At 70.5% G+C, this 26,838-nt stretch carries 23 protein-coding genes and 5 pseudogenes; 14 read left to right on the forward strand and 14 right to left on the reverse strand.

Annotated elements, in window-relative coordinates; genetic code table 11:
* Positions 1 to 78 precede the first annotated feature (78 nt).
* Both AC230_RS33900 and AC230_RS21085 read right to left on the reverse strand, forming a co-directional pair.
* Positions 79 to 300: pseudogene (locus AC230_RS33900) on the reverse strand (IS701 family transposase); the annotation flags it as partial.
* A 41-nt stretch (positions 301 to 341) separates the two neighbouring features.
* On the reverse strand, positions 342 to 1,067 hold the full coding sequence (locus AC230_RS21085) for a dienelactone hydrolase family protein (RefSeq protein ID WP_049717895.1): 726 nt from the start codon (positions 1,065 to 1,067) through the stop codon (positions 342 to 344).
* A gap of 128 nt (positions 1,068 to 1,195) precedes the next feature.
* On the opposite strand from AC230_RS21085, the pseudogene AC230_RS32150 reads away from it, so the two are divergent.
* From AC230_RS32150 to AC230_RS34710, 3 genes and pseudogenes are all read left to right on the forward strand, one after another.
* Positions 1,196 to 1,516: pseudogene (locus tag AC230_RS32150) on the forward strand (M15 family metallopeptidase); the annotation flags it as partial.
* A gap of 56 nt (positions 1,517 to 1,572) precedes the next feature.
* A complete protein-coding gene (locus AC230_RS21095) occupies positions 1,573 to 1,986 on the forward strand; it encodes an NUDIX domain-containing protein (protein WP_049717896.1) in 414 nt (137 codons plus the stop codon).
* 719 nt (positions 1,987 to 2,705) lie between these two features.
* Positions 2,706 to 2,831: pseudogene (locus AC230_RS34710) on the forward strand (IS5/IS1182 family transposase); the annotation flags it as partial.
* Between the two features lie 66 nt (positions 2,832 to 2,897).
* Here AC230_RS34710 and AC230_RS31345 read toward each other — a convergent pair.
* Positions 2,898 to 3,326, reverse strand: coding sequence for a VOC family protein (locus tag AC230_RS31345; protein ID WP_078871460.1), 429 nt, complete (start codon positions 3,324 to 3,326; stop codon positions 2,898 to 2,900).
* A gap of 354 nt (positions 3,327 to 3,680) precedes the next feature.
* On the reverse strand, positions 3,681 to 3,875 hold the full coding sequence (locus tag AC230_RS32695) for a hypothetical protein (RefSeq protein ID WP_157868631.1): 195 nt from the start codon (positions 3,873 to 3,875) through the stop codon (positions 3,681 to 3,683).
* A gap of 281 nt (positions 3,876 to 4,156) precedes the next feature.
* Here AC230_RS32695 and AC230_RS21110 point away from each other — a divergent pair, with 281 nt between their 5' ends.
* Both AC230_RS21110 and AC230_RS21115 read left to right on the forward strand, forming a co-directional pair.
* Positions 4,157 to 5,401, forward strand: a complete 1,245-nt coding sequence (locus AC230_RS21110) for a sensor histidine kinase (protein WP_049717898.1) — start codon at positions 4,157 to 4,159, stop codon at positions 5,399 to 5,401.
* A complete protein-coding gene (locus AC230_RS21115; protein WP_049717899.1) occupies positions 5,398 to 6,420 on the forward strand; it encodes an FUSC family protein in 1,023 nt (340 codons plus the stop codon). The genes AC230_RS21110 and AC230_RS21115 overlap by 4 nt, the downstream gene beginning before the upstream one ends.
* A 179-nt stretch (positions 6,421 to 6,599) precedes the next feature.
* Here the strand turns inward: AC230_RS21115 and AC230_RS21120 are convergent, their stop codons facing one another.
* The gene (locus AC230_RS21120; protein WP_049717900.1) at positions 6,600 to 7,346 is read right to left on the reverse strand and encodes a 3-keto-5-aminohexanoate cleavage protein; all 747 of its coding nucleotides are present in this window, start codon (positions 7,344 to 7,346) and stop codon (positions 6,600 to 6,602) included.
* Positions 7,347 to 7,517: 171 nt separating this feature from the next.
* Here AC230_RS21120 and AC230_RS21125 point away from each other — a divergent pair, with 171 nt between their 5' ends.
* Entirely contained in the window at positions 7,518 to 7,898 is a 381-nt protein-coding gene (locus AC230_RS21125) for a VOC family protein (RefSeq protein WP_049717901.1), read from the forward strand.
* 98 nt (positions 7,899 to 7,996) lie between these two features.
* On the opposite strand, the gene AC230_RS21130 is transcribed toward AC230_RS21125, so the two are convergent.
* A complete protein-coding gene (locus AC230_RS21130; protein ID WP_338399822.1) occupies positions 7,997 to 8,959 on the reverse strand; it encodes an NAD(P)-binding domain-containing protein in 963 nt (320 codons plus the stop codon).
* A 263-nt stretch (positions 8,960 to 9,222) separates the two neighbouring features.
* On the opposite strand from AC230_RS21130, the gene AC230_RS21135 reads away from it, so the two are divergent.
* Positions 9,223 to 9,729 carry an adenylyltransferase/cytidyltransferase family protein gene (locus tag AC230_RS21135; protein ID WP_049717902.1) on the forward strand — a complete coding sequence of 169 codons (507 nt, stop codon included), beginning with the start codon at positions 9,223 to 9,225 and terminating at the stop codon, positions 9,727 to 9,729.
* A 13-nt stretch (positions 9,730 to 9,742) separates the two neighbouring features.
* Here the strand turns inward: AC230_RS21135 and AC230_RS31350 are convergent.
* Together AC230_RS31350 and AC230_RS21145 are read right to left on the reverse strand one after the other, a co-directional pair.
* Positions 9,743 to 10,632, reverse strand: a pseudogene (locus AC230_RS31350) (IS5 family transposase); the annotation flags it as partial.
* A 48-nt stretch (positions 10,633 to 10,680) separates the two neighbouring features.
* A complete protein-coding gene (locus tag AC230_RS21145; RefSeq protein WP_049718057.1) occupies positions 10,681 to 11,208 on the reverse strand; it encodes a sugar O-acetyltransferase in 528 nt (175 codons plus the stop codon).
* Between the two features lie 114 nt (positions 11,209 to 11,322).
* Between AC230_RS21145 and AC230_RS21150 the strand changes: the two are divergent.
* The 4 genes and pseudogenes from AC230_RS21150 (at position 11,323) to AC230_RS21165 (ending at position 15,315) form a co-directional block, all read left to right on the forward strand.
* Positions 11,323 to 12,252 (forward strand): annotated as a pseudogene (locus tag AC230_RS21150) (LysR family transcriptional regulator).
* Between the two features lie 185 nt (positions 12,253 to 12,437).
* The gene (locus AC230_RS21155; protein ID WP_049717903.1) at positions 12,438 to 12,935 is read left to right on the forward strand and encodes a VanZ family protein; all 498 of its coding nucleotides are present in this window, start codon (positions 12,438 to 12,440) and stop codon (positions 12,933 to 12,935) included.
* 507 nt (positions 12,936 to 13,442) lie between these two features.
* Positions 13,443 to 14,648 (forward strand): L,D-transpeptidase, encoded by a 1,206-nt coding sequence (locus AC230_RS21160; protein WP_049717904.1) that lies wholly within the window; start codon positions 13,443 to 13,445, stop codon positions 14,646 to 14,648.
* Between the two features lie 193 nt (positions 14,649 to 14,841).
* Entirely contained in the window at positions 14,842 to 15,315 is a 474-nt protein-coding gene (locus AC230_RS21165; RefSeq protein WP_049717905.1) for a hypothetical protein, read from the forward strand.
* A gap of 232 nt (positions 15,316 to 15,547) precedes the next feature.
* On the opposite strand, the gene AC230_RS21170 is transcribed toward AC230_RS21165, so the two are convergent.
* The 5 genes from AC230_RS21170 to AC230_RS21190 all read right to left on the reverse strand — a co-directional run bounded on the left by AC230_RS21170 (position 15,548) and on the right by AC230_RS21190 (position 22,293).
* Positions 15,548 to 17,662 (reverse strand): insecticidal delta-endotoxin Cry8Ea1 family protein, encoded by a 2,115-nt coding sequence (locus AC230_RS21170; protein ID WP_078871461.1) that lies wholly within the window; start codon positions 17,660 to 17,662, stop codon positions 15,548 to 15,550.
* A gap of 236 nt (positions 17,663 to 17,898) precedes the next feature.
* The gene (locus AC230_RS21175) at positions 17,899 to 19,002 is read right to left on the reverse strand and encodes an RICIN domain-containing protein (RefSeq protein WP_049717907.1); all 1,104 of its coding nucleotides are present in this window, start codon (positions 19,000 to 19,002) and stop codon (positions 17,899 to 17,901) included.
* Positions 19,003 to 19,169: 167 nt separating this feature from the next.
* Positions 19,170 to 19,349 carry a hypothetical protein gene (locus tag AC230_RS21180; RefSeq protein ID WP_157868632.1) on the reverse strand — a complete coding sequence of 60 codons (180 nt, stop codon included), beginning with the start codon at positions 19,347 to 19,349 and terminating at the stop codon, positions 19,170 to 19,172.
* Positions 19,350 to 19,801: 452 nt separating this feature from the next.
* Positions 19,802 to 20,857 carry an LLM class flavin-dependent oxidoreductase gene (locus AC230_RS21185; RefSeq protein ID WP_049717909.1) on the reverse strand — a complete coding sequence of 352 codons (1,056 nt, stop codon included), beginning with the start codon at positions 20,855 to 20,857 and terminating at the stop codon, positions 19,802 to 19,804.
* A gap of 167 nt (positions 20,858 to 21,024) precedes the next feature.
* Entirely contained in the window at positions 21,025 to 22,293 is a 1,269-nt protein-coding gene (locus AC230_RS21190) for a glycosyltransferase family 4 protein (protein WP_049717910.1), read from the reverse strand.
* Between the two features lie 311 nt (positions 22,294 to 22,604).
* Here AC230_RS21190 and AC230_RS21195 point away from each other — a divergent pair, with 311 nt between their 5' ends.
* Both AC230_RS21195 and AC230_RS30420 read left to right on the forward strand, forming a co-directional pair.
* Complete coding sequence (locus AC230_RS21195; protein ID WP_049717911.1) at positions 22,605 to 23,294, forward strand: response regulator transcription factor; 690 nt, start codon at positions 22,605 to 22,607, stop codon at positions 23,292 to 23,294.
* Positions 23,294 to 24,862 carry a sensor histidine kinase gene (locus AC230_RS30420; protein WP_053161316.1) on the forward strand — a complete coding sequence of 523 codons (1,569 nt, stop codon included), beginning with the start codon at positions 23,294 to 23,296 and terminating at the stop codon, positions 24,860 to 24,862. Before AC230_RS21195 ends, AC230_RS30420 begins: the two co-directional genes overlap by 1 nt.
* Before the next feature lie 276 nt (positions 24,863 to 25,138).
* Here the strand turns inward: AC230_RS30420 and AC230_RS21205 are convergent, their stop codons facing one another.
* The gene (locus AC230_RS21205; protein WP_157868633.1) at positions 25,139 to 25,438 is read right to left on the reverse strand and encodes a hypothetical protein; all 300 of its coding nucleotides are present in this window, start codon (positions 25,436 to 25,438) and stop codon (positions 25,139 to 25,141) included.
* Between the two features lie 477 nt (positions 25,439 to 25,915).
* On the opposite strand from AC230_RS21205, the gene AC230_RS21210 reads away from it, so the two are divergent.
* Complete coding sequence (locus tag AC230_RS21210) at positions 25,916 to 26,800, forward strand: LysR family transcriptional regulator (RefSeq protein WP_241833317.1); 885 nt, start codon at positions 25,916 to 25,918, stop codon at positions 26,798 to 26,800.
* Positions 26,801 to 26,838 lie beyond the last annotated feature (38 nt).

Raw genomic sequence — 26,838 nt, forward strand, 5'->3', positions numbered from 1 at the left:
GCCGCCGCTGATGCAGTGACCTGACTGGGCGTCATGTGGCGGGGGTTCGTGACCGGCGGCGCGGCGTTTGTAGTGGCAGTGCCGGGCGGTGGCCGGATGGCGGTGCCGGTACCGGTCCGGGTAGCGGCGGACTTCGTACTGGTCCAGGCCGTATTCGTTCTTCCTGCTCTGGAAGCAACGACTCGGTGGCCCAGCGGCTGCCGGCGACCTCGACCAGTTTGCCGACACCGGTTCCGGTGGAGCGTGGGCCAGACAGTAAGCGATCTCGTCGGGATGACTGACGCTGCGGCGGGCCACCACTCACGACGGCGGGCAGGAGTGCGTATCAGGAGCCGCTCGGATCAATCCGTGACGGGCAGGCACTCGGCGAGCAGGGCGACGATGTCACGCCAGGCTCGCTGTGCGTGCCGTGGGTGGTGGCCGACGCCGGGAGGCGCGGTGTGGTCGACCGGTGGGTGGTGGAAGGCGTGAAGGGCTCCTCCGTAGACCGCGAGGCGCCAGTCGACGCCCGCGGCCTGCATCTCTGCGGTGAACGCCTCCCGTTGCGCGGGCGGCATGATCGGGTCTTCCGACCCGACTCCGGCCCATACCGGGCAGCGAATGCGTGCCGCCTCGCCCGGTCGGCCCGTGGTGAGTGCGTTGACCGTCCCGATCGCGCGCAGGTCGACGCCATCGCGACCGAGTTCCAGTGCGATGGCGCCCCCGGTGCCGTAGCCGATGGCGGCGGTCCGGTCGGGGTCGGCCCGTGGTTCGGCACGCAACACGTTGAGCGCGGCGTGACCGATTTCCCGCATGCGGTCGGGATCGGCGAGCAGCGGCATGCAACGGGCCAACATTTCCTCGGGGTCGTCCAAATAGCGTCCGCCGTGGAGGTCGAAGGCCAGCGCCACATACCCCAGTTCGGCCAGAGCCTCGGCCCGCCGGCGCTCGACGTCGCTGAGCCCCATCCCCTCGGGGCCGATCAGGACCGCGGGCCGGCGCTCGGCACCGGCCGGGAGCGCGAGGTGGCCGATCATCGTCAGGTTGTCGGCCGGATATTCGACCGTACGGGTTGTGACTGTCGTCATGCGACTGGACAGTAACGACCGTTGCGCCCGCTCGGGGCGGTGTTCACCTACGGCAGACAGCAGTCCGTCCCGACTGCATCGGGCCCAGCCCAGACAAACCCAACCCCGCCTCCGGTAGATCTTGAACGTCGCCGCCGGAGGTCGCCCCGCACAGTGCCGGGGCGGCCGTCGATCTGACCCTCGCTGATGCCCAAGGGCGTGAGCTGGACATGGGGACCCGGGTGAACGCCAACCCGGAGGAGAGCGCGGGGGCCTGCTACACCGACGCCGGCAACATCGGCGCCCCGGCCCGGAAGAACCGGGAGATCCTGAGGGATGCTCTGATGGCCGTGGGACTGGTGAACTACCCGACGGAATGGTGGCACTGGTCGTATGGCGACCGGTATTGGGCGCTGGCCACCGGCTCCTCTTCGGCGCCGTACGGGCCCTGCGCTTTCCCCCGCCCGTAGGGGCGGCGATTTCAACGGCCCGTCACCCGTGGCACATAGATGGGAAGGGGTAGGTCGTGCGGGAACCGAACGGCACAGCGGCGCTCGTCATCAACTCGGCCGGCGAGTACCTGCTGCATCTGCGGGACAACATCGAGGGGATCTGCGATCCGGGCACGTGGTCTCTGCTCGGCGGGGGCCGGGAAGGGGCGGAGACGGCCGAGGCGGCTATCGCGCGGGAGCTGAAGGAGGAAGCGGGCCTGGTCCTGCCGGAGCTGAGGAGGTACACCGTCGTGTCGGCGCACGTTCCGGCCGACGCGAGCGACCAGATCACGGTCTTCCTGGGGCGCTGGGACGGTGACGCGCAGGCGCTGCCCCTCACCGAGGGGATCATGCTGCACTGGTTCCCGCCTGTCCTGATCCCGCGTCTGGTCATGTGCCCGTGGGCGAACGCCGTCATCGAGCAGCATCAGCGGGAGATGCCGGTCTGAGTCCGGCAGCGCGGAGGCTCACCGGGGACGGGTTTTCAGGCGTCGGTTTTCCAGTCGTCGGTCGACCGGTCCCCGGTGAACCAGGCGTGTTTACTAAGACCCTCACCAAGTTCCCCCTACCCCCACTGGTGACGTTCTGGCTGATGCTTCGCCCGGCTTTTGACGGCTATCGCTGTCGAGGGCTCCGGGCGTGCTGTCAGCACCTTTGGGTGCTCAAGAGCACCCGAGGCCCTTGATCGCATAGTTGGCCCCGTGGAGGGTGTTCAGGGCTGTTCTCGGGCCTGCCCTGTCGCTTGCTGCTCTGTGCCCGTCTCGATCATCTTCCGGACCTGGGCGTTCGCTCATGACCTGCGCGTAGGCGAAGTCGTCGCCCACCTGCTGGCCCTCCTTATGGCTTCCGCGGGTTGACTTCGGTGTTGATCTCCTTGGCGCGTTCGGCGACCGGGTTCAGCCCGAGTGCGGCCATGCGCTGGTCGACATCGTCGGGCTCGCGGATCGGGAAAGGTTCCCCATCGCCGCCCGGTGGTTGGCGGAACTGCATGCCGAACCCCCGGTCGCCGTCAGCAAGAACAGCGATGAGGTCTTCCAGGAAGGCGAGTTGCCAAGGTGGAGCGTCGCCGTCGGTGACCGCCTCGGCGAGGAGGCTGACCCGCTGCTCCAGGAAGTGGGGTGGCCGTCTGCATGCTGGCAGACGAGCCAGGCACAGCGCCCGTCCCGGCACCCGCCTGGTCGTGATGGTCGGCCGGCCGCTGCCGGGCAACCGCAACGACTGCCGGGACTGGGCTGAGTCCGGCGCCGAGGCCGCCGTCGGGAAGGCCGCCGCGATCGCCGCGACGGCGTCCCCACCGCCATGCTCGGCATCGCCGGGCTGCACAATCTCGCCCTCACGGGATGATTCCCGCCCCGTACGCTCAGTCGATACAGAACTCGTTGCCCTCGATGTCCAGCATCGGGATGCACGAATCATTGCCGTCATACAGCGTTTGCACGTGTACCGCGCCGAGCGGGACCAGTCGTGCGCATTCGGCCTCAAGTGCTGCGAGGCGCTCTCTTCCCACCAGCCCGGTGCCGACCCGCACATCAAGATGTACCCGGTTCTTGGCGGCCTTCCCCTCGGGGACGCGCTGGAAGTACAGCCGTGGGCCGACACCTGAGGGATCAATGCAGGCGAACCAAGAATCCCGCTGCTCAGGCGGCTGCGAGCGCCTGTAATCATCCCAAGTGGCAAACCCCTCAGGTGGCGGCGGTACGACGTACCCCAACACCTCGCACCAGAAACGAGCGAGACGCTCAGGTTCTGCGCAGTCGAAGGTGACCTGGAACTTCTTGATCTCTGACATCGGGGCACCGTATCAAGGGGACTTGGGGTTCTGCCGTTCATTTCTTCCGAGGGTCCGCCCGACCCCATCACGCGCTGGGCCATCTCGGACATGAAGCGATCAATCCGGACAGCTCACGAGGACGACGCGACGCTGGCGGCGAAGCTCACCGGGGCACCAGGATCCCGCGCAGTCCCCGCGCAACTCACCGCATAACCTCAGCAGCAGATCGCCGAGTGGCCGTCAGTGCACCACTTGAGCGGACGTGACCCCAGGCACCCAGCGGTACGGAGCGAGCGGCGTGTTCCGCCGACGGCGGTCGGTCTCCGGGGGGGGGCGTCGCGGCAGGCCGCGAATGCCCTGCCCGGCCGCCGCCTACCCGGTGGCAGAGCACCCGGGGCAGCGCCCGACCCGGCGGTGCGGGCAGCGCCGGGGGGTGGGCCGCACCCGCACCCACCGCCCGTCCCGCTCGTCCCGCTCGTCCCGTCCATGATCGAGGACGGCGCGCTGGGGCGGCAGTGCGGGGGAGGCGCCCCGGGGGCCGCCCGGGAATCGGCCGGTCGTGTTCATGGGGACGTTCCTTTCCGCGGGCAGGCCGTGCACGCACGCAATGCACGCCAGTCACGCCAGGCATGTCTTCCACGCTAGGCACCGCCCTTTCCCTCCGCCTCCCCTGACCGGACCGTCCCCCGGGGGACCGGCCGTCGGCCGCCCGGCGGAGCCGCCGGGCGTGTGCGGCGGTGCCGGATTACCGTCGGATATGTGCTGTGCCGCGCGAGACCGGGCAGAGACGGGCCGGGCGACGACGGGCCGCGCGGGAGACCCGGGCGGCCCGTCGCGGGTGACCGATCATGACCACGCGCTGGCGCGAGGAGCAGATGAGCGCCATGACGGCGCAGGCGTCCCGGCGCGTGGCCTGGATCCGCCTCGGCATGTCCGTCCCCCTCTTCCTCGCCGGGGGACACCCGGCCGCGGCCACGTACGGCGCGTGGTTCGACGGCCTGCTCGTCGCCTACCTGCTGTGGGCCTTCGGCCGGCTGCTGTGGGTCCACCACCGGCCGGTGACGGGGATGCGGGGCGCCGCGGTGGCGCTCGTCGTCGACCTCGTGGTGATCACCGGGCTGGCGGCGGTCTCCGGAGGGGCGGGATCCTCCGTCCGCTACGCCTACTTCATGTGGGCCATGGCCACCATCCTCTGGCAGATGCCGCGCGTCACCGCTGTCTTCGGCGGCGTCTGCATGCTGTGCTACGCGGCCATGTCCCTGCCGCACGCGCTGGGCCACACCGAGTGGGACGCCTGGTCGGTCGTGGTCGACGAGGCGTATCTCCTGTGGACCGTCGTCGCCTCCGTCGTCATCGCGTTCCTCCTGGAGGAACGCACCCGGCGCGTGGCCGACCTCATGGACACCCGCGAACTGCTCCTCGAGGACGCGCTCGCCGCCGAGACCCGCGAACGCTCCCGTGTCGCCGACGCACTGCACGACGGCGCCGTCCAGACGCTGCTCGCCGCCCTGCACGACCTGGAGGAGGCCGAGGAGAGCGCCAACGGCACGGAGGGACGCGCCGCGCTCGGCCGGGCGCAGGACGAAGTGCGGCGCACGGTACGGGAGATGCGGGAGATCATCTTCAATCTGCACCCCCAGGTCCTCGCCGCCGCCGGGCTCGGCGCCGCCCTGGAGGCGGCGGGGGAGCGGTACGCCCGCCAGGGCGGCTTCCGAGTCCACTACGACATCCGCCTGTCCGGCCGCACCGGCCATGAGACGCTGCTCTACTCGGCGGCCCGCGAAGTCCTCCGCAACGTGGTCAAGCACGCGCGGGCGACCGAGGTCCGGGTGGGCCTGACGACGGAGGAGGACGAGACCGTCCTGACCGTCCACGACAACGGCACCGGCTTCGACCCGGGCATCGTCATGCGCCGCCTGCGCGAGGGCCACATCGGCCTGGCCAGCCACTACATGCGGGTGGAGAGCGCGGGCGGGCGGTTCCTCGTCGACAGTTCGCCCGGCGGCGGGACGACGGTCGAGGTCCGGCTGCCGACCGCCGACGGTGACGGGGAGGGCGGGGGTCCGGAGCCCGCCGGGCCGGCCGTCCCGTGACCGCGCGCGCCCGGGCCGCGGCGCGGCGACTCGGTGGGCGCCTGCGCGTCCTGCTGCGGCCGGAGGGCCGGCCGCGGTACGCGGACGGGGCCGCCGCCGGGCTCGCCCTCGTCGTGCCGCTCGTCGTCGGCACCCTGTCCGGCCGGCCGGGCGCCGGGGCGGCGGTCGCCCTGCCCGCCGTGCTGCTGGCCATGCCCCTGCCGGAAGGGGCCGGCCCGCGCGGCAGGGCACGCTCCCTCGCCATCCGCACCGTCTGGACGACCGCCGCCGGCGCGTACACCGCCCTGGCCGGCCACGGCATGCCCGCCCTCGCCGCCGGTGTCGCCGTCACCGCCTTCGCCGGGGCGATGCTGCCCGGCGTGGGAACGACGGGGGCCCTCGCCGTCCTCCTCACGGGCATCACCGGCGACGGACCCGAACAGTCGGCGTACCCCGGTCTGCTCCAACTCATCGGCTGCGCCTGGACGACGGCCCTGCTCCTGCCGCGCCGGTACCGCGACATGCGGAAGGGCGGCTCGCCCCCGCGCCGGCTCCCGGGCGCCGACCGCCTGCGGCACGGGGCGCGGCTCGCGCTCCTCACCGGCGGGGCCGTCGCCGCGACCGGCGTCTCGGGGACGCTGTGGGGCCAAGGCCACTGGCTCGTCACGTCCCTCCTCCTCACCCTGCGGCCCACGCCCGAGGAGACCCGCGTCAAGTTCGCCAAACGCATCGTCGGCAACACCGCCGGCGGCGTGGCGGCCGCGCTGCTGCTGCTCGCCCACCCCGGCCCGTACGCCGTCGCCGCCGTCGTCGGCCTCTCCGGCGCCCTCGCCTACGCCTTCCGCACCGCCAACTACGCCTACTGGGCGCTCGCTTCCCCCGTCCTCCTCCTGCTCCTCAGCGACTACGGCGAACCTCTGCCCTGGTGGGCGGCCGGAGTCCGCGTCGGCCTCAATCTGCTGGGCGGATGCCTCGCCCTGTGCGCGACACGGTGGCTGTGGCCGCCGCGCCCGGCGCCCGCCCCGGACGCGGAAGGCTGAGCCTTGGCCGGGCTGCCGGGCGGCCTGCCCGGGGAAGGTCGGTGAGGCACGGAGACATGGCTGAGCGTTCGCCACACCCCCTCCGGACCGGCGCCCCCGTCCGGACCGGTACCACCCCCGGACCGGCGTCGCACGCGGCAGGAGTGGACGCGGGGCCCGGCCGACCGCCCGTCAGCCGCTCACCGTCCCAACTCCCGTGCCGCCGCCCGCACCAGATCCCCATTGCCCCCGGCCCGTGTGCCGTCCGGCAACTCCAGGACGTCCTCCAGACCGATCCGGACGGACAGCCCCTCCCGCACGGCCCTCCGCAGCACTGGCCATGCGCTGCCGTCCTGACCGTGCAACAGCACCGGTATGCCGCCGTCCCCGATCGTCCCGATCTCCCTCAACAACGCCCCGGCCGCGGTCTCGGCGGCCTTTGCGTCCGCCCCGCCTCCCTCGTCCCCCTCGCTCATGACCTCGGCGAGGATCCGCAGCACCTTTCCGGCGAACGGCGAGGCGCCGTACCGGGTGACCGCGTCCGTCCCGGAGAAGAACCCCGCCTCGATCCCCACCCCTCGCTCGGCCAGGGCGGCGGCTACCAGATCCGCGCCTTCCTCATGCCAGTTGACCGAGGCGTGGTCCGGCAGCACCGTCCACGCCCGCACCAACTTGGCCCGCTCGTAGGGATCCGGCACGGCCCACGCCCCGGTCGTCACCCCCACCGGCACGCCCGGCACCACCGCCCGGACCCGCCCGACCACCTCCGCGACCACGTCGGGCGCGAGAGTGTCCGCCCCCGACGGGTCCTTGGGATGCACATGGAGATCCACCGCTCCCGCCGCAACCGCCCCCCGCGCCGCCTCGGCGATCTCGTCCGGCGAGACGGGCAGGGAGGCGAACTCCCGCTTGCTTCTGGGGCCGTTCACACACGCTTGGAGAATCATGACCGCATCATGGCAGCAGGGTCTGACACTCACGCGATGCCGATCTTCACGCGCGGCCCATCCGCCCCCGAAAACCCTTCGCGCCCGCTCGCCCCGCCCGGTACGGTCACGGGCGTGTTCCCTCCACGGGGGAGCCCATGGAAGTCCGTGCGCTGAGAGTAGGTTCCCTCAATGGCATGTCGTATCGGTGAACTCGTGCTCGATTGCCGCGAGCCCGAGGTGCTGGCGCGGTTCTGGTGCGAGGTCCTGGACTTCGTCGTGCTCGACCGCGAGGAGGACGGCAGCATCGAGATCGGCCCGCGCGAAGGATTCGGCGGCCCGCAGCCGACGATCTTCCTCAGCCGCAGTGACGAGCCGGAGCCGGGCAAGTCCCGGCTGCACATCGACGTCAACGCCACCGACCGCGACCAGGACGCCGAGCTCGAACGCCTCCTGGAGCTCGGGGCGCGGCCGGCCGACATCGGTCAGACGGGCGACGAGCCCTGGCACGTCCTCGCCGACCCCGAGGGGAACGAGTTCTGCCTGCTCAAGGCCCGTCTCAACCCGCTCTGACGGATCGGTGCCCGCGGGGCGGCCGCCGAGACCGGCGTGTTGCCCGATCCCGAGTGCCGTCGTCTGCCCGGCTGCCCCCCGGCGACCGGCCGGAGGGGCTACCCGAGGTGGGCGAGGAGGGCGTCGAGTGCCCTGGACAGCGCCTCGGAGTTGGCCGCGTCGAACCACGTGGTGCGGAGGCGCTCGTTGCTTCCGTTCGGGGTCTCGTGGTCACGCGCGAGCTGGTCCAGGGAACGCGTGCTGTCACCCAGCGAGCGCCCGACGCCCTCGAAGAGGCTGCGGACGTAACGGTCCGCGTCCTCGGGGATCCCCTGCCGGGAGGCCCAGGCCGTGAGGGTGGCCAGGTACCGGTAATGGGTGGTCAGGGTGCCCGTCAGCGCGGAGAAGACGCTGAAGTCCGCTTCGTCCGCGACCGGGAGTGCCTCGCCCAGCCGGCCGAAGAGGGCGTCGGCCACCGGGTGGGAGGGGTGGATGACGGTGACGGACCGGCGCTCGCGCACGGTGGGGAGCGGGATGGCGCGTACCAGGGGAGCGTCCGTGCCGAGCGTCCGGCGCAGTCCGTCGATGCCGACGCCGGCGATCAGGCTGATAACGACACGGTCTCCGTCGATCCGGAGTCCGGCGAGCGCCTCGGCGTGGTCCAGAGGGCGAACGGCGATGATTACCACGTCGGAGTGGTTCACGACGTCCTGGTTGTCAGCGCACACGTGCACGTTCGGATACTGCCGGAGAGCGCGGCGGAAGTGCGGGCGCCGCGAGGCGACAGGTATATCTCCGGCGGCTCCTCGACGCCGTCGCACAGTCCCGTCACGATGGCCCGGCCGATCTCGCCCACGCCGATGATCCCGATGCGTTCCATGGGGCCTCCCCGTCATCTTCCTGGCGGTGGCTCCATGCCCCGTGCATCGAGGCGCGTGCCACACAGAGTGCAGGCGCGAGCCCGCGCCACTCGACGTCGCCCCCGGAGTATGGCTCCCGGGGGCGACGGCATTTTCGTTCTCCCCGCACCACACACATTGGTGCAGGCTGAATCCGTCGCGGGAGCTTAGCGCAATTCCCATGTACGACGGGGCACTTGGGGATCTCGATGTGTGTGGCTGCGGCGAATTCGAGCGGTCCGGGTGGGGATGCTCGGCGGTGTCTCCGCCCACCGCGCATACCGGGGAGGGCCCAGTCGGTCACCGGCCGGCTCGGCCGCCGGTGGGGGAGAGAGCGGACGCTCCAGGACAAGGCCGTTGAAAACGAGGCTGCTTCGACGGCTGTTATGGTGACGGGATGTCGGCAACTGCCGCGAAATGAAGCGCAGATGTAAACGGGGGACAGCATGAACGGTCATCACGACGGAACTCCGGAATCCGCCGGCCTCGGCCTGGACTGGGTGACCGGGAGACCGCGTCGCTCCGGTCCGGTGGTGGTGACCGGAGTGTTCGACCTCCTGCACGTCGGGCACGTGCGCTTCCTCAAGGACGCCGCGTCGCGCGGCCTGCCGCTGGTCGTGGGCGTCGAGGACGACCGCCGTACCGCCGCCTGGAAGGGGCCGCGGCGTCCCGTCCAGCCGGAGGCCGAGCGGGCCGAGATCCTGGCGGCGCTGGAGTGTGTGGAGGCGGTGTTCGTCGTCCACGGCGATCCGGGACGGGTCTACTGGGACGACTACGCGAAGCTCCTGGCCACGCTCGCGCCGCGGGCCCTCGCCTGTACGCAGAACGATCCGTACGTGCGGGAGAAGCAGCGGGCCGCGGACGTCCTGTCGGCGGAGCTCTGGGAGTTCCCGCTGACCGGGCAGCGGTCCACCACGGCGCTGGTGGACCGGCTGTGCGGACGGGACGTCTAAGGCCTGTCCGTTGACTGCGAGCCCGGACCAGCACTGCGGCGAGGACCGCGGCCGAGCGGTCGGCGATCGCGAGCTTGTGAACCTCGTGGCCAGGTCCCGCCACTGCTTGAGCAGGGCGAAGGACCGCTCGACCACGGTGCGGTTCTCGTAGGCCACCGGATCGAACTTCGGCGGACGCCCGTCTGCTGAACCGCGGCGGCGACGATGCTCCTGCTGGTCACTCCGTTCAGGGATGACCACGGTGATCCCGCGGGTCTTGGGTGCCGCTCGGATCCCGCGGGAGGAGTAGGTCTTGTCCCCGAGCAGCATGGTCGGGGTCGTGCGCGGGCGGCCTGCCCCGTCCTGGGGACTCGCAGGCTCCCGGCAGCAAGGGCGGGGACTGGCCGTCGTGCGCCTGCCCGGGCGTCACGACGATGGCCAGCGGTCGGCTCTGACCGTCCACCGGGTGGTGGATCTTCGTGGTCAGCCCGCCGCGGGAACGGCCGATAGCAGTGCCTGACAGGCTCTCGGTGGGCGTCGAAGGCCCTGTCCTCGGGCTGGGGCCCAGCACTTGTCGGGGCGGCGGTTGCTGGTGGCGTGCTGGTGGGCCCGGGTGATGGCGGAGTCCACCGTCACCTACCAGTCGATCAGCCCATCGTCGTCCGCGCGGGCGCGCAGCACGCCGAGTACGCGGTCCCAGGTCCCGTCGGCGGCCCGGCGGCGGTGGCCGGCCCACACGGTCTTCCAGGATCCGAACCCGCCGGGGAGGTCTCGCCGAGGAATACCGGTGCGGTACCGGTGGACGATCGCCTCCCCCATGCGCAGGTGGTCGGCCCACGGCTTGCCACGGTGACCGATACCGGAGGGCAGCAGAGGCCGGACACGGTCCCACTGCCGGTCGGTCGGCCGGGTGTGACGAGGCATCAGGAACCGGACCGCAGAGGTGCTGCGCACCCGGGCCGGCGGCCGGACTCAGTCGATCGTCTTGATCACCCGGGCGGGCACTCCCGCGACCACGGTGCCGGCAGGAACATCACGAGTGACCACCGCACCGGCAGCGACCACCGCACCGGCACCGATGGTCACCCCCTGCATGATCACGGCAGCCGTCCCGATCCAGACGTCGTCCTCGATGGTGATCGGGGCGAAGGAGAGGTACTCGCGGCGCTCGGCCAGGGGCAGAGGGTGCCCCCCGGTGATGAGGCTGACCTTCGGGGCGATCATGACGCCGTTGCCGATGCTGATGCCTCCCTTGTCCATGAAGGTGCATCCCTGGTTGACGAAGACGTTCTCCCCGAACGTCGTGTTCAGCCCGTGCTCGGTGAAGAACGGGGGATAGATCGTCACCGACTCGGGGAGCGGGTCACCGAACACAACAGCCAGTAGTTCAGCCCGACCTCTGTGGTCGCTGAACGGCAGCACGTTCAGCCGAGACGTCGCGTCGGTCACTTCCGCGATTCGCTCCGCATGGCGCGCGAACTCGGGCGTACGGACATACATGACTTGCTCTGTGCGGGTGGACATACGCTGATCCCACCACCACTCGGAACACTCGATCAAACGACCCGGCACCACACCGGCCACAACCAGTGGCTGTGGGATCAGGGTAGAAGCGTGGATGTTGAAGCGCTGCGGACGTTTGTGGCCATCGCCGAGAATGGCCAGTTCCAGGCTACGGCCGACGAGTTGGGGATCAGCCAGCAGGCAGTCCCCAAGCGGATCGCGGCCCTGGAGAGACACATCGAGGTCGTGCTTCTGGTGCGAACCTCCCGAGGCTCCCGACTGAGCCTGGACGGGCAGGTCTTCCTGCCGCACGCCAAGAAGGTCTTGGCGGCCATCGAGCAGGCCGAGCAGGCCGTGCGCCCGGCAGCCGCCCCTTGCGCGTCGATGTCCTCAATCGGCGCATCTCCCCGGCCCAGGCCGTCTACCGGTTCTACCGCTCCCACCCCGAAATGGACCTGGACGCGGTCACGCTGAGCAAGGAAAATGCCGACCAGGCCGCCCAGGCGGTGCTCGAAGGCAGCGTTGACGCGTCCTTCCGTCCCCTGCCAGCAGACCAGATCCCGGCCGGGATCAGTGCCGAACGACTTCTGGACGCGTCCCTGGAGCTCATGGTCGGCTCCAGCCACTCGCTGGCTGACGCGCCCTGGGTCAGTCCTGCGGACCTGGCCGGCCACCGCATCTGGATCCCCGGGATCAGGCCGGGCACGGAGTGGGCGGCGTTCTACCAGGCGCTGTCCGAGGCCTTCGGTCTGAGCATCGACGCGCTTGGGCCCGAACTTCGGTGACGAGGCCCTGATGGACGCACTGGCCGACTCGGCCCCGTTGACCACCCTCGTCGGCAACGGGGACCGCTATCTGTGGCCCCAGAACCACGACCTGCGGCGCATCCGGTTGCACGAACCGACCCCGGTCTACCCGCACATGCTGCTGTTCCGCAGCGGAGACCAGCACCCCGTGCTGACTGCACTACGCGACCATCTGCGCGCCGCAGGCCCGCGAACCCCGCACGACGTGTGGGTGCCGTACTGGGCAGACCGCTGACCAGACGACCGAATCAACGGACCGGCCCTGGCCCGGAGACGCTGGATTCGTGCCCGCCCCGGGGCTCCCTGGTGAGATACGTCACCACTTACGTAAGAACCGGACTTTTCGCCCTTCACGTCTCTCCCTCCGATACCTGCTGCCCCACCCCCGCCGCGTCGGGAATCGAAGGAGAGAGCGTCCCCGTGTCCTTTTCCATGGCCCTCGGCATCGGCGTCCTCGGCTGTGCCGCCATCGCGGCAGTGACGTTTCTGGCGGGCCGCCCCCGGCGGATGTCCCATCGCGTGTGCGCCGCTCTGGGATGGCTGTGGGTGGCCGGGGTGGTGGGCCTGACGTTCGGCACGCGCTCCGGCGGGGGGCGGGCGGTGAATGTCGAGCTGCTCGACGTCTCGAATCCGGCGGACGTCCGGGACTTCCTCCTGAACATCCTCATGTTCGTCCCCGGCGGCCTGCTGTCGGCCAGTGCGGGTCTGCGCTTCGCGGCCGCGGCGGCCTGCGGATTTCTCGGCTCCCTCGCCATCGAGGTGACGCAGTACCTCACCTCGTCCGGACGGACGGCCGATGTCAATGACTTGCTGGCCAACTCCCTCGGGTGCGTTGCCGGTTACGCCTGCGCCGTGGCCGTCCGGGCCGTGTTCCGCAGGGCCGTGACGGAGACCGGAGGGCCGAGCGGGCGGGCCTGACGCAGTGTCGTGACACGTTGGTGGGGGAGGGCGGTCGACGTGGCGGCGGTGAGTCCTCGGCGCTCCTGATCGGTGCCGTGCGCTCTCGGGCACGTCGCCGGATCCCTGCTCTCCCTTACCTCGAATCGCCGGAATGTGCCGGCGGAGCGAGGCGATCGGCGGGCCGTCCGCGCCGGCGGGGCATGAGGTCGGCGACGGCCAGGTTGGGCAGCCGGCTCTGGAGGGGCAGTGGGGCGGGCCCTTGGGGACGCGAAGTTCGTTCTGTGTGCAGCGCCTTCGTCCGCGGCGGGGGCCCTCCGCGGGGAGCGGGCCAGGCTGCGCCGCCGAGCGAGCCCTCGTACGTCCCCGAGCTCACTGCACGTGACGCAGGTCACGGAGAAAGAGGGTCGGGGTGAGGGGAACCGACAAGGCGCGGTACCGGTCTGTGTGGTTGGCGATGCCAATGGGACGAGTCGCCGCTTACTTCCCTTACTTCCCTCACTTCCCGTCTTATCCGGAGCTGCCGTCGTGATCCGTACCGTAACCGCCTCCCGCGCCCTGCTGCCGCTGACCGCGACGGCCGGGCTGCTGCTCACCACCGCGTGCGGCGGTTCCGGCGGTGGAGGGCGGGCGGACGGCGCGAGCGGCGGAGCCGAGGGGGTCGAGGTCGGCATGACACCGGCCGGCAGGACGACCGGCGCGGCCCCCGGGTTCCCGATCACGCTCAAGGTGACAGGGGGCGACGGCGTCCTCGCCGATGTGACCGTCACTGATCAGCGCGGACAGCGCCTGGACGGCGCGCTCGCCGCCGACGGCCGTTCCTGGACGTCCCGTACGGGGACCAGGCCCAGCAGCACCTACAAGGTCGGCTACAAGGCGAGGGCCAGGAACGGCGGTGAGCGGAGCGGGTCCGCGACGATCACCACTGCCGCGCCCGAGAAGCCCAACAAGCTGGAACTCCAGCCCGGCAACCGGTCGACCGTCGGCGTGGCGCAGCCGGTCTCGCTGCTCTTCGACCACCCCGTCACGGACGCCCAGAAGGCCGACATCGAGCGGAACCTGCGCGTCGAGACGTCACCGAGGACGGAAGGGTCCTGGGGCTGGGTCAAGGATCTCGACGGCAACGACCGGATCGACTGGCGGCCCAAGGAGTTCTGGAAGCCGGGCACGAAGGTCTCCCTCAAGGGCGCGCTCGCCGGCCTGCCGAGCGGCCAGGGGCGCTACTTCGCCCGCGATTACGACCTGGCGTTCACCGTCGGCGAGAACCGCGTCGTCACCGTGGACGTCGCCGCGCACCGCATGACGGTCACGGAAGGCGGCAAGGAGGTGGCCGCCTATCCGATATCCGCCGGCTCCGACACCTACCCGACCCGCGGCGGCACGCACGTCGTCCTCGCCAAGAACGCCCACGAGACGATGAAGTCCGCGTCGGTCGGCCTCGGCGACGCCTACCCGAGCCTGCCCACCACCTCGGTGGTGCACCTGACGTCCTCGGGCACGTTCATCCACGCCGCCGACTGGAACGCGGACAAGATGGGCTCCCTCAACGACAGCCACGGCTGCGTCGGCATGCACAGCTCCGACGCCAAGAAGCTCTTCGACCGGATCCGCCTCGGCGACCCGGTCGTCGTGAAGAACACCCGGAACACCGAGGCGACGGATCCCGGAAACGGCTTCGGCGCCTGGCAGTTGGACTGGCCCGCCTGGAAGTCGCGCAGCGCCCTCAAGGGCTGACGTCCGCGTGGGAGACATCCGCGGGGGGCATCGGCGGGGGAGACGTCCGCGGCGCCGCGATGTGGCCGGTTCTGCATCGTGGGGAGGGAGGGGCGCGCAACCTCTTCGGGGTGTGGAGTGTCTGTGTGGCAGGGGAGACGGCCGTCCCGCCGCACCATCACCAACCGGCACTTCGACTTTGACGGAGGACACAGTGAAGCGTGCTGTACGTACCGGTGTCGCCGGAGCCGCGCTGCTCGCCGCCACCACGGTCACCGCGCTGGCGGCGGGAGCCGGGACGTCCGTCGCGGCTCCCGCCGGCCCCACCGCCGCCTACAACCACGAGTGCGGCGCCGGTTACGCCCAGGTCAACCAGGTCCCGATCCCGGGGCGCGGCGCGGTCTTCCTGACCTACAACGCCGCCACCGGCAAGAACTGTGTGGTCACCAAGCGGAACACCTCCACCGGCGCACGGCTGTGGGTCGGTTCGTGGATCCAGCGCGACAAGGACGTGAAGTCGAAGCAGGAGCAGTACGGGCTCTTCACCTCCTACGCGGGGCCGGTGTACCTGGACGCCAAGGGCAAGTGCGTGGACTGGGGCGGCGAGATCGACGGCTACGTCGTCGCCCGCTACAAGACCAACTGCGGGGCCTTCGCCCCGGCCGCGACCGGGCGGCAGGCCCACTGATCCGACGGACGTGAGGGAGCCGGCCGGATCCGGCCGGCTCCCCGCCGCGGTGGGTGTCGGGCGGGCGGTTGGGGCGCCGGCCACCCGGTGGGCAGGCCCGCGCGACATCGCCGCCCGCCTTGTCATGGGGGCGCCGCGGGCGCATCAGGACTTCCCGGTGCCGCGCGACCTGTCGAGTGGCCGCATCGCCGCAGGCCGGCAATATCCGCTGTGCTTGCGGCTGAGGATCCGGCTACCCCATGTCCTGCAAGCGCCACAACTGCGAGTTGGGGGCACCTTTTTCGCGGGTCACGATCCACCCACCGGGAGGTACTGTCAAATATCCCGAGGGGGAAGAACCGTGGCGGACGTAGAAAAGTCCGCTGCCCGCGGATTCGAGGTACCAGGTTGCGGCATCCGCCTTGTGTGAACTCTGGCGCACGTAATCACTGTTGTCCGTGATGTAGAACGTTTTGCTGCCGCCGCCGCCACTCACCAGCATGTTGTAGCCGCCGCCTGGACTGGAAACGAAGTAGAACCAATCGTTCAGCCAGGGCCTGGGCTGCCCTGATTGAAGCGGACCCGTGTCACCCGGCGGGCTTTCCAGGAGCCTGTCACTGTGCTCAATCCACAGGCGGTAGGGGTGCCCGTCCTTGATGGGGTCGGGAGTGGGGGTGGGGTCGTGCTCGACGTCGATGGCGAGGGGCCACCAGCCGAGGACGAGGCCCTCGGTGCCGGTCGGGTGACTTGCGGAGGACTGGGTGGATGCCAGGTAGGACAGGCGGTAGCCGTCGGGCGCGTAGGTGAGGTGCCCTTCCCTGTCGTGGTCGTCGTGGTAGTGCGAGTCGTGCCGGTTGCCGGCTTCGATGCCGCGGTTCTTGTTGGTCGTTAGCTTGACCTTGCCGACCTTGAAGCCGTACCAGATTTCGACGCAGGAGATGTACTCGTCGTTGCCGAGCTCAAGTACGCTCGGCTCGCCGTAGGTTGTTGCCTCGTACCGCTCGTATTCGCCGTTTCCGCGGCGGACTGCCAGGGAACCCAGATTCCTGTCGGTGGAGGGCCAGAGCTTCACCCCGGTGATCCACTTGCTGTAGCCGAGCTGGTCGGTGCGTCCGTAGGGCTTGCCGGTGTCCTCGTGGTCGGTCAGGAGGACGCTCATGTTCTCCGTACCGCGGCCCACGGGGTAGCAGAGGTTCCGGACCGGCAGGTCGCCCTTTTCCTGTAGGAGGAGGGGCCAGAGGTCGGAATAGAGGTAGACGCCGAGTGCCAGGGCCGAGGCGTAGTCCCACCTGGCCTTCTGTTCGTTTCCTTCCCTGCCGCCCTTGTCGTACCCGTTGTAGTGGATGCTCTCCGGGGAGAGTGATGTCTTCTTGGCACCCTCGGCGGTCCAGTCGATGACCCACTTGACGTAGTTTCCCTGAGAGGTGTGCTGAGGGGCGTTCCGCTGGTCACGGATGCGGTCGCGTTCCTTCGTCAGGGCACTGACGCCCCTGGCGCTCAGACCCAGTTCCGGTGCCGCCTTGATGCTCTCTTCCAGGCGGCCGAGGTGGCGGCGGTTTTCCTCATGCGTCACCTCGGTGGAGCTCCTCCCGACGAGCCGGTTGAATTCGTTCCGGTAATGACTGATTTCATCGCCGGGAAGATCCCACTTGTGGCCGTACTTGACGGCGTCGGCCAGCATGAGGAGGCGCATGTTGGCCGCAAGGGCGAAGTTGAAGATCGAGACGGTTTCGTAGCCCTGCTTCTGGAAGCTGGGAATCCTCTGGACGACGTCGCCGTAAGCCGACCTGAAGTAGGTTCGGACACGCTCCTTTGCGCCCGTGTCGGTCGGATTGTTCTGGAGGGCGTTGACGGCGGCCGCGTACTCGTTCAGGCCATCCTTCATGCCTACGATGAGGGATGCCTGATCGGTGATCTCCTTCTGCTCGATCCTGGCGTCTATCAGCTTCGAGATGATCTCCAGCTGCTTCTCCCACATCCTCTGTGCGCCGTTGGGCCAGAAGAGGCTGGTGACGATCTGACAGATTCCGACGAGCTGGGTTCCCCCGGGGAAGAACCCCATCATGGAGTAGAGGATCGAGAGGGCGTACTCCGCGATCTTCCAAGGGTCGTCGTAGTCCAGCTTCACCCCCTTCGCCGAGGCGTCGAGCATGGCCCTCATGGCCTGCGTGAGCCTGGCGACGTCGACCTTGGCGGACCCATTGGCCACGGTGGTGGCTCCGTACTCCGCTGATGCCCTCTCCGTGCCCCCTCCCGGTCGCACTCGCGCCGATGCCTCGACGCTGCGAGGCCGGCCTTGGGCAGGTGGCGTCGCGGCATCCGGTGCGCCTTCGTCACCGGGCGTTCCGCTCTCGGTCGTGTCACCCATGGTGGCTCCCCTTCCCGGGCCTTCCGGCCGACCTCGCGCTCCCGGAACGGTCAGCGCGGCTTCCGCCGCTCATACCTACCCAACGCCCGTGAGAGGCCGGCGGGTTGACCGCTGCATCCGGCCACAGGTCTCTTCCTGGGCGGTGCGCGTGCTCGTCATGTCACGGGCGGGGGTCGGGTAGTTCGTCCCCGGACCGAGGGGGGCGATCCGTCGGTCCGGGGACGGCAGGGAGCGGGTCAGCCGGGCAGGCGCCACAGCTGGCCGCCGCCGAAGCCGCGTTCGCAGTTCCAGGCGTGGAGGTCGGCGTCCTGGCTGTCGGCGGTCAGGCAACCGCCGTTGGGATAGCCGTTCTCCATGTTGTAGACGGAGCGGATCTTGTACCAGCCGTTACCGTAGTCCTCGAACCGCCACAGCTGGTTGGTGCCGCCGTGTTCCTTCACCAGGTGCGTGTTCCAGCCGTTGGGGACGACGTCCATCACCATGCCGCCCCGGAAGTCGGTCTCGATCAGCCAGCGGCCGTTGCCCTTGTCCCACAGGGCCCACTTCTGGGCCTGGTTGCCGTTGGGGCCCAAAGCCTTGATCCTGGTGCCGGGGTTGGTGCTGGCGTTGTGCAGGTCGGCGGCGAAGCCGTTGTCCGAGATCAGGGACGTGACCCGGCCGTGGGCGGGCTTGATGCCGCTGCCGGCGTTGCGGGCGTCGGCGGCGTCGTGCGCCGACTTCTGGCTGCGGGTGGGGAACCAGTAGGTGTACTTGTCCGAACGGCTGCCCGCCTGGCCCGTGGAGTGGGTGTGGCCGTAGTGGCGCCAGTTCTGGTAGCCGTAGTTGCCCTCGTCGCTCCAGACCTGGCCGTCGGAGTCGAAGACGTAGACGTCGTAGGAGGCGGAGTCGTCCTTGCCCTGGTACTGGACGGTGCCGTAGCAGTTGGACTTCTGGAGGACGTTCTCCTTGAAGCCGCGGCCGGCGCGGAAGATGCTGATGTTGTACTCGCCCTTGGTGAGGTACTCCAGCTTCTTCTCCAGGCTCTCGACGAAGCCCGCCTGGTCGGCGCGCGTCTCGGCGCTCTTCCGGGACTCGTCGATGAGGGCCTTGACGAAGTTGGCCCCCGAGAAGACCCCGCCGATGAGGGATCCGGCCTCGGCCCCGAGGCCGCTCTCGGAGCTCCTGGGGGTGATGACCCCCGTCCTGACGACGGACTTGCTCACTCCGCCGACGAACTGGCGGCAGTCCAGACCGTTGGGGATGTCGGCGGAGGCCGTCGTGGGAACGGCGACGCCGAGGGCGGCTGTGGCCGCGAGAGCCGTGACGGCGACCGTCAGAGCTTTGGTGACTCTGCGAAACATGGAGTTGATCAGCTTTCTGGTGTGAAGGGCCTGGGCCGCAAGCCCGGAAGCAATGCACCGGAAAGCTATGGGGTGGCGATAGACAGCCGATCAACGATCGATTCATCCCGGATGGACGCGATCGCCCCGCCCTGCGCCGGACGGCCGGCGCAGGGCGGGGGCTCGGCTCACGGCATCAGGCAGTCGGGGAGTCCGACGGTCACCGCGATGGGCGACTCGACAGGACCGATGGCGTCCCCGAAGGAACAGGTGCGGAGACCGTTGTGGTCCGACACCGCGCTCGCCGACGGGACGGCGAAGCCGAAGAAGGCGAGAATCCCCAGGAGGACGACGGCAAGACGACGCATGAACACCCCCACGATGACGCACAGTTGCGATGCCGATGAGCCTCCCCGAGGGTGGGCAACGCCAAGCGTTGTTTCACCCGTACGGGGAGCTTGTTCCTTGTGCCGCGGGACTTGCGGCGGTGCCGGGGGTGTGGTTGTCGCCCTGCCGGGTTGCGCAGGCCCGGTCGCCAACACACCGTCTCGGGTCGGCATGTCCGCCGGGAACCCGGCGTCCTGCGCCCGCGCGGCAACCCGCAGTACGGAGCCTTCGGCAGTCATCACGTGCTTCTCGCCCGCACAGTCGCTTGGTGGGTGGGCGTGGCGCTCCTGCGCTTCACCCCGGCCCGAGCCGGGCGATCGACTTCGTCCGGGGCGTGGACCGCCCTCACCGGCGAGGAACGAACGCAAACGCGTCGTCGGCAACGGCGTCGAGCTGACCGGCCGACGTCCTTCCCCCGCCCAGAGGCGGGCGCTCAGGCGAGGAGTTCGGTGAGCTGGGCCATCTCGGCAGGTGGGTCGATCACCGGTTGGATGAGGAGCTCGCCGACGCCCGCCTGTTCCAGAGCGGTGAGGCGCGTGCGGAGGTCGTCGCGGGTGCCGACGAGGGCCACGCTGTTCATCAGTGAGGGCAGGATCAGGTCCCGCTCCTGCGGGGTGATGCGTCCGAGGTAGTTGGGGTAGATCTTGGTGTAGCGGTCCGGCGCGGTGGCGGTGGTGCCGCGCCGGTCGAGGAGTTGCCGCACCGCCTCGCGCTGGTCGGGGGCGAGGCGATCGGCGAAGGCGGGTGTGTCGGCGGCGAAGCCCAGCAGTGACAGGACGAGGTGACCTGTCGCGTCCCGGGCGGCGTCGCTGTCGGAGTCCTCGTCGCCGCGCAGCAGGTGGAGCGCGGTGACCAGGTAGGAGTTGGGGTGGGAGGCGGGGGTGCGGGGCGTGTCCCGGGCGGCTCGGCGGCGGGCGTCGTGCAGCGCGCGCCAGGCGGTGGGGTCGAGCAGGCCGAAGGAGACGAGGCCGGCGCCGCGGCGGCCGGCGACGCCGGCGGCTTTGGGTCCGTGCAGCGCGGCCACGACGAACTCGATCGGATCGCCGGTGTTCACGTGCGCCCCGGAGTGCAGGAACCGGATGTCGCGGACCCGGTCTCCTTCGCGGTACTCGGTCGAGCGCCCGGCGCACAGCTCCTGGAGCGCCGCGGTGAAGTTCTCCAGCGCAGCCGTCGAGACCGGGCGCATGCCCAGGGTGCGACGAGCGGTGTTCCCGGTACCGACCCCGCAGATGATCCGGCCCGGCGCCAGGGCGTTGAGGCTGGCGAACCCGCTCGCCGCGGCCGGGACCGAGCGCAACGCCGGTGAGGTCACACCGATACCGAGCCGGATGCGGCGGGTGGCCTTCGCGCACAGGCCCAGGGCGACGAAGGGGTCGCCGTGGACCATCGGGCTGTCGTTGACCCAGAAGCTGTGCAGGCCCAACTCCTCGGCCCGCACGGCGAGATCCTCCACACCGGGGTGCGCGGCGACCACGACACCTGCACGCATCAAGCCTCCACAGGACGAGGATCGTCGGATCAGGCCTGCTCATGCTCGCAGCTCCCGGGGCCGAAGCCCATGGCCGGTAGTACGCCGCAATCGGCGGAAGGACGGTTTCGGCCGGCCCCGAGGGGCGAGTGCGCTCGCCCGCGCCGCTGACGTGAGACGGGACGGGGCTACTTCCTCACCGCCCGGCGCGCAGTCGACCGCAGGGTGTGGGCGGTGTCGATGGCGGCGGTACGCGCCCGGTGAGCGGATTCCCGCAGCGGGCCGAGGGAGCGTTTGCCGGGGCCGCGCCCGAGCAACTCCTGGTAGAGGGCGAGGTGTTGCCCGGCTATGCGGTCCGGGGCGAAGCGGGCCGAGTTCTGCCGGGCCGCCTGCCCCATGCGCCGGCGCAGGGCGGTGTCACGGATGAGGTCGCACAGCGCGGCGGCGAGGCCGTCGACGTCGCCGGGGCGGACCAGGCGTCCGTCCACGCCGTGGGTGATGATCTCGCGCGGCCCGTGGGGGCAGTCGGTCGCGACGACGGGCAGGCCGCAGCGCATGGCCTCGACGATGGTCATGCCGAAGGACTCCCGGTCGGAGGCGGAGACGGCGATGGACGCCTTCGCCAACTCGTGCTCCAGCGCGCCGACATGGTCGTTGAGGAAGACGTGGCCGTTCAGCCCGAGGCTGTCGATGAGGGCGGTCAGGGCGCGCCGTTCGTCGCCGGTGGTGTCGCCCCGGCCGAAGATCCGCAGCCGCCAGTCCGGGTGCGCGGCGACGACGTGGGCGAAGGCCCTGACGAGGAGGTCGTAGCGTTTCACCGGGATGAGCCGTCCCGCGGCCACGACGACGTTGCCGGTGTGCTCGGCCGGTTCCGCCGTCAGGGCGGGGACGCTGTTCGCGATCGCCTGCACCCGCACGCCGGGCAGGCCGAGTTGACGGTAGGCGTGGGCGTCGGCCTCGGTCACGGTGGTGAGCGCGTCCAGCAGGGGATAGCGGTGGCGTATCTCGTGGCGCATGCGCAACCCGTGGCCGGAGAGGGCGAGGTGTTCCTGGCCGACCCTGATGGCGGCGGGGTGGGCCTGCCGGGCGATGTGCACGTTCAGCCCGGGCCGGGTGCCGACGATCACGTCCGTCTCCAGGCGGGACAGATAGCGGCCGATGCGTTCGTCCGTGAGACGGCTGTACTGCCGGTGCCGGCCGTCCGCTCGGGGAAAGACGCGGGCGGGCCGGGCGTGACGAGGATCGTCGCCGTCATAGTGCGCGGAGGTGCGGCGCAGGTCCACCAGATGGGTCAGCCGCACGTTCGGCGGTGCGCCCATGGCCGGCGTCTCGCGGTAGCGCAGGACGGAGACGATCTCCACCTCGTGGTGGGTGGCCAGCGCGGCGGCGAGGTTGAACGTCGATCTGATCGTGCCGCCGATGGTGTAGGCGTTGTGGAGCAGGAAGGAAATACGCATGGGCTGGTACACCTCGGGCGGCTGGTGGGGCGAGTGGAGGCGGTCGGGCGGTCACGGCGGCGGTCCGCGGCATGAGGACGGCTTTCCGAGCGGGAGCGATCAGAGTGGGAGCGATCACGGTGCGGAGGAGCACCGGCCCGGATCGGCCCGGCCGGACCGGTCCGTCCAACACCGGTCGACCGTGAGTGACGACGGGCCCGTCCGTCCTGTGCGGCGGAGACACAGCATGCGTGACCCAACCCAAAGAGGACCTGAAGAACCCAAAGGTCATCTTGAGGAAAAGGGACAGGTGGCATGACAGGCTGCACTCTGTGAAAGGCATCCTGGTCATCGAGGACGATCCACAGCTCGGCCCCGCCCTGCACCGCGGTCTGACAGCAGAGGGTTACCGCGTCGAACTCGTCCGCGACGGCACCACCGGGCTGGAGCGAGCCCTGGCCGGTGGGCACTCGGTCATCGTGCTGGACATCATGCTCCCCGGTCTGAACGGCTACCGCATCTGCTCCGCTCTGCGCGCCGCGGGCGTCGACACGCCCGTACTGATGCTCACCGCGAAGGACGGCGAGTACGACGAGGCGGAGGGCCTGGACACCGGCGCCGACGACTACCTGGTCAAGCCGTTCTCCTCGGTGGTCCTGCTCGCACGGCTGCGGGCCCTGCTGCGCCGCGGCGCCGCCGCCACGGCCGGGCAGTCCGTGCTGCGCGCCGGCGACCTGTGGGCGGACCTGACCTCCCGCCGCGCGGGCCGGGGCGCCGTCGAGTTCGCCCTGACCCCGAAGGAGTTCGCGATCCTCACCTGTCTGCTGCACGCACCGGACCGCCCGGTGTCGAAGGAGGAGATCCTCGACGAGGTCTGGGATCCGGCCTACACCGGGGGCACCGCCATCGTGGAGGTCTACATCTCCGCACTGCGCAAGAAGGTGGACGCCCCCTTCGCCACCCACAGCATCGAGACCGTCCGCGGCCACGGCTACCGCCTCACCCCCCGCGAACAGCCCTGATGACCGTCCGGCGGCATCCCTCACGCCGTGCGCCGGCCCTGCTCCGCCGCCTGCCCGGGCAGGCGCGCATCGCGCTCGTGGCGGGAGTCGCCGCCCTCGTGCTGTTCGGCACCGGGGCGTGGTGGCTCTTCCAGCACGTCCGCGCGGGCGCCTACCGGACGACGGACAACCGGGCGTACGACCTGTCCGTCCAACTCGCCGGCCAGGCGGCCGCCGGCCAGGAAATCCTCGGCGACCCCCTGCGCGGCTGGCCCCTCATCGAGATCGACCGGGCCGGCCGCACCGTCGCCGCGGCCGGCGGCACCCAGGACCTCAGCGGCCTGCCGGCCCTGCTCCCGCCGCCCCCCGACCAGCCCCGCCACCGGGAGACCGGCAGCCCGCAACGGGGCACGGTCCACGTCGGCGCGGTCGACGAACGCGACCACGACCGCTTCCACCGCTCCGACGGAACGCTGAAACCGCCGCCCAGCAGCAACACCTCCGCCGAGCAGAAGGCGCTCATCGCCCACCGGCAGGCCCATATCCTCGCCCACCACACCATGACCGTCTTCGCCACCGCCGTGCACACCCCCGCGAGCCAATGCCGCCTGCCCACCGAAGCCGACGGGTCGTGCCGCTCCACCCTCTACGTCCTCGTGCCACCCGGCGACGCCGAGCTGGCCACGGCCTCACTGCGCACCCCGCTCATGGCCGGTGTCCCGCTGGCCGCGCTGCTGGTCGCCGCCCTCGCCTGGACCGCGGCGCGCCGCTCCCTGCGCCCGGTCGAGGCGATCCGGCGGGAGGTCGCCGAGATCACCGACACCAGCCTCGACCGCCGGGTCCCCGTCCCCGACGCCCGCGACCCCGTCCGCCGCCTGGCACTGACCACCAACACCACGCTGGACCGGCTGGAGACCGCCGTGGAACGCCAACGCCGCTTCGTCGCGGACGCCTCGCACGAACTGCGCTCTCCCGTCGCCGCACTGCGCTACGAGCTGGAGACCGCCCTCGCCCACCCCGACGCCATCGACGCGCACCAGACGCTCCGCAACGCCCTCACCGCCACGCGGCGCATCCACACCCTCACCGAGGACCTGCTCCTGCTGGCCCGCCCCGACCACCCCGCCGCCCACTCCCTCGTCGACCTGGCCGGCCTCGCCGCGGAACTCGTCCACGAGTACCGGCACCGCGGTCACCCCGTCTCCCTGCGCGGCGCCCCCGACCAGGTCCCCGTCCGCGGCGACGGCGTACAGCTCCACCGCCTGCTGCGCAACCTCCTCGACAACGCCGTACGCCACGCACGTACCTCCGTCGTCCTGGAGATCACCACCGACGGCCGCGCACACACGGTCACCGTCCACAACGACGGCACGCCCCTGGCCCCGGACGAGTACGAGCGCGTCTTCGAGCGCTTCACCCGTCTCGACGAGGCCCGCACCCGCGACACGGGCGGCAGCGGCCTCGGGCTCGCCATCGCCCGCGACATCGCCGAACGCCACCACGGCACCCTCACCGCCCGCTCCGACCACCCCCATCCCGGCACCACGTTCACCCTGGTCCTCCCCGGAGCACCGGGTACGTCTCCATGAGTACGTCGTGCGGCGGCGGTCCGGGGGAGGACGCCATCGGTTCTGCGGCGGGCGGACAGGGCACGGCCCCGATGGTCAGTTGGACGTCCTGAAAGGAGCGCTGTTGCATCCGCGATCCCGCCGGCGCGTCGGCGGGCGATGCGGTGACGGGCTGCCCGGCTTTCCGCCGGGGCCGGCCCAATGCGCCATGGCCGGTGGGTCGTTGAGGACCCACCGGCCATGGTCAGCGGTGACTCACGTTCGCTCCGGCGGCGTCAGGCCGTCCGGAGGAACGTTTTACTGGCTCTCCTGCGCGTAGTTGCAGGCCGTGATGGCGTCCTCGAACCGCACGCCGGTGGCGTTCAGGCCGAACTTGCACGCCTGATGGGCGATGCCCTTGTCGGCCATGCCGTTGAAGTGACCGCCGATGGAGCAGTCTTCGATGCGCTCATTGGTGGGCGCGTAGTTCTTGCTCTGCAGGTACCGGACGCACTGGGACGTCACCGCGGAAGCGGGAGCGGCGGTGATGACGGAAACCGTAGTAGCCGCGGCGAAAACACCGAGAGAAGCCACTGCGCTCGCTATCTTGCGGTTCATTCTTTCCTTCTTGCTGTACTCGTGATCGGCGCCCGGCCGTCTGGACGACGGCATGCCGACGGGCCTGTTGCCGAAGAGGGTTCGGGAAAATGCCGCCGGGCGGAATCGGTGAAAGTACGCCCGGCGGTTCAGTGATCGACCGCCGATGGCCGCGTGCGGCCCCGGCCGGTCCTAGGGAATGCCTTCCGTGGCGAGCGGGCCCACACCCCATGCGGCAGCCGCACACAGAAATCGTGTGACGGTCCCCGCCCCGTTCGCCTGCATGAAACATCCCCCGTGGTTCTCTCAAAAGCCGCGGCGAAACATGGTGAACGCCGTTCCGGTTTCGCTTGCGTACGCATACCGGTCCGTTGGCGCTCTTCCCTGCCGTTGCGGCCGGGAGTCATTCTGCACAGCTCCGAAGCCGTGATCAATAGCGAAGATCATCTACGATCGGTGCGCCACACTCACCAATCGACGACCACGGGAGGGCCGACGGTGGAACGGCACGAGATGGAGGCGTTCCTCACGCTGGCCGAGGAACTCCATTTCCGGCGCACCTCGGAACGGCTCGGTCTGGCCCAGGGCCGGGTCAGCCAGACCATCCGGAAGCTGGAACTCCGCCTCGGGGTGCCGCTGTTCGAGCGCACCAGCCGGAAGGTGGCCCTGACCCCGGTCGGCGAAAAGCTGCGCGACGACCTGCTGCCCGCCTACCGGCAGATGCAGAGGGCCCTCGCCGACGCGGCGGACGCCGCGCGGGGCGCGCGCGAGGTGCTGAGGGTGGGCTATTCCAGCCCCATGGCGGCCGAGCTCGTCCTCAGGACCGCCGACCGGCTCACCGCCCGCCGCTCCGGCGTGGACGTCCGCATCCGGGAGATCCAGCTCCCCGACCCGTTCGGGCCGATCCGCAGCGGCCAGGTGCACCTCCAGATCACCGAACTGCCCGTCGACGAGCCCGACTTGGCCGTCGGCCCCGTCCTCATCGCCGAGGACCGCAGGATCCTCGTCCACCGCGAGCACCCGTTCACCCGCTCCTCCGGAGTGACCCTGGAGGACCTGGCCGCCACGACCGTCATCACCTTCGCCTCCGCCGTACCCCCGTACTGGCTGGACTACCACTGCCCGCGCCGCACCCCCTCGGGAGCGCCCATCCCGCGGCTCGTGGCCGGCTGCTGGCAGGACGCGCTGGCCATGGTCGGCGCCGGCCGGGGGGTCACGTTCGCTTCCGCGCGCGCCGAGCAGTACCACGGCCGGCCCGACACCGTCTGGCTGCCCTTCCCCCACCTGCCCCGCATCGAGTACGTCCCCGTCCGGCCGCGCACCGGCACCACCCCGCTCGCGGGCGAATTCCTCCGCATCCTCGACGAGGGCGCTCGCCGCTGAGCGGGTGGGAGGCGGAGCCCCTTCCGGGGCGGAGATGG

The sequence above is a fragment of the Streptomyces caatingaensis genome, from assembly GCF_001187435.1.
Lineage (GTDB): Bacteria > Actinomycetota > Actinomycetes > Streptomycetales > Streptomycetaceae > Streptomyces > Streptomyces caatingaensis.

Excerpts from the sequence above, each read along its gene's own strand:
- AC230_RS21085 (WP_049717895.1), bottom strand. The coding sequence starts at position 1,067 with ATGACGACAGTCACAACCCGTACGGTCGAATATCCGGCCGACAACCTG.
- AC230_RS31345 (WP_078871460.1), bottom strand. The coding sequence starts at position 3,326 with ATGTCAGAGATCAAGAAGTTCCAGGTCACCTTCGACTGCGCAGAACCT.
- AC230_RS32695 (WP_157868631.1), bottom strand. The coding sequence starts at position 3,875 with ATGAACACGACCGGCCGATTCCCGGGCGGCCCCCGGGGCGCCTCCCCC.
- AC230_RS21110 (WP_049717898.1), top strand. The coding sequence starts at position 4,157 with ATGACCACGCGCTGGCGCGAGGAGCAGATGAGCGCCATGACGGCGCAG.
- AC230_RS21120 (WP_049717900.1), bottom strand. The coding sequence starts at position 7,346 with ATGATTCTCCAAGCGTGTGTGAACGGCCCCAGAAGCAAGCGGGAGTTC.
- AC230_RS21125 (WP_049717901.1), top strand. The coding sequence starts at position 7,518 with ATGGCATGTCGTATCGGTGAACTCGTGCTCGATTGCCGCGAGCCCGAG.
- AC230_RS21130 (WP_338399822.1), bottom strand. The coding sequence starts at position 8,959 with ATGGGAATTGCGCTAAGCTCCCGCGACGGATTCAGCCTGCACCAATGT.
- AC230_RS21135 (WP_049717902.1), top strand. The coding sequence starts at position 9,223 with ATGAACGGTCATCACGACGGAACTCCGGAATCCGCCGGCCTCGGCCTG.
- AC230_RS21145 (WP_049718057.1), bottom strand. The coding sequence starts at position 11,208 with ATGTATGTCCGTACGCCCGAGTTCGCGCGCCATGCGGAGCGAATCGCG.
- AC230_RS21170 (WP_078871461.1), bottom strand. The coding sequence starts at position 17,662 with ATGGGTGACACGACCGAGAGCGGAACGCCCGGTGACGAAGGCGCACCG.
- AC230_RS21175 (WP_049717907.1), bottom strand. The coding sequence starts at position 19,002 with ATGTTTCGCAGAGTCACCAAAGCTCTGACGGTCGCCGTCACGGCTCTC.
- AC230_RS21180 (WP_157868632.1), bottom strand. The coding sequence starts at position 19,349 with ATGCGTCGTCTTGCCGTCGTCCTCCTGGGGATTCTCGCCTTCTTCGGC.
- AC230_RS21185 (WP_049717909.1), bottom strand. The coding sequence starts at position 20,857 with ATGCGTGCAGGTGTCGTGGTCGCCGCGCACCCCGGTGTGGAGGATCTC.
- AC230_RS21190 (WP_049717910.1), bottom strand. The coding sequence starts at position 22,293 with ATGCGTATTTCCTTCCTGCTCCACAACGCCTACACCATCGGCGGCACG.
- AC230_RS30420 (WP_053161316.1), top strand. The coding sequence starts at position 23,294 with ATGACCGTCCGGCGGCATCCCTCACGCCGTGCGCCGGCCCTGCTCCGC.
- AC230_RS21205 (WP_157868633.1), bottom strand. The coding sequence starts at position 25,438 with ATGAACCGCAAGATAGCGAGCGCAGTGGCTTCTCTCGGTGTTTTCGCC.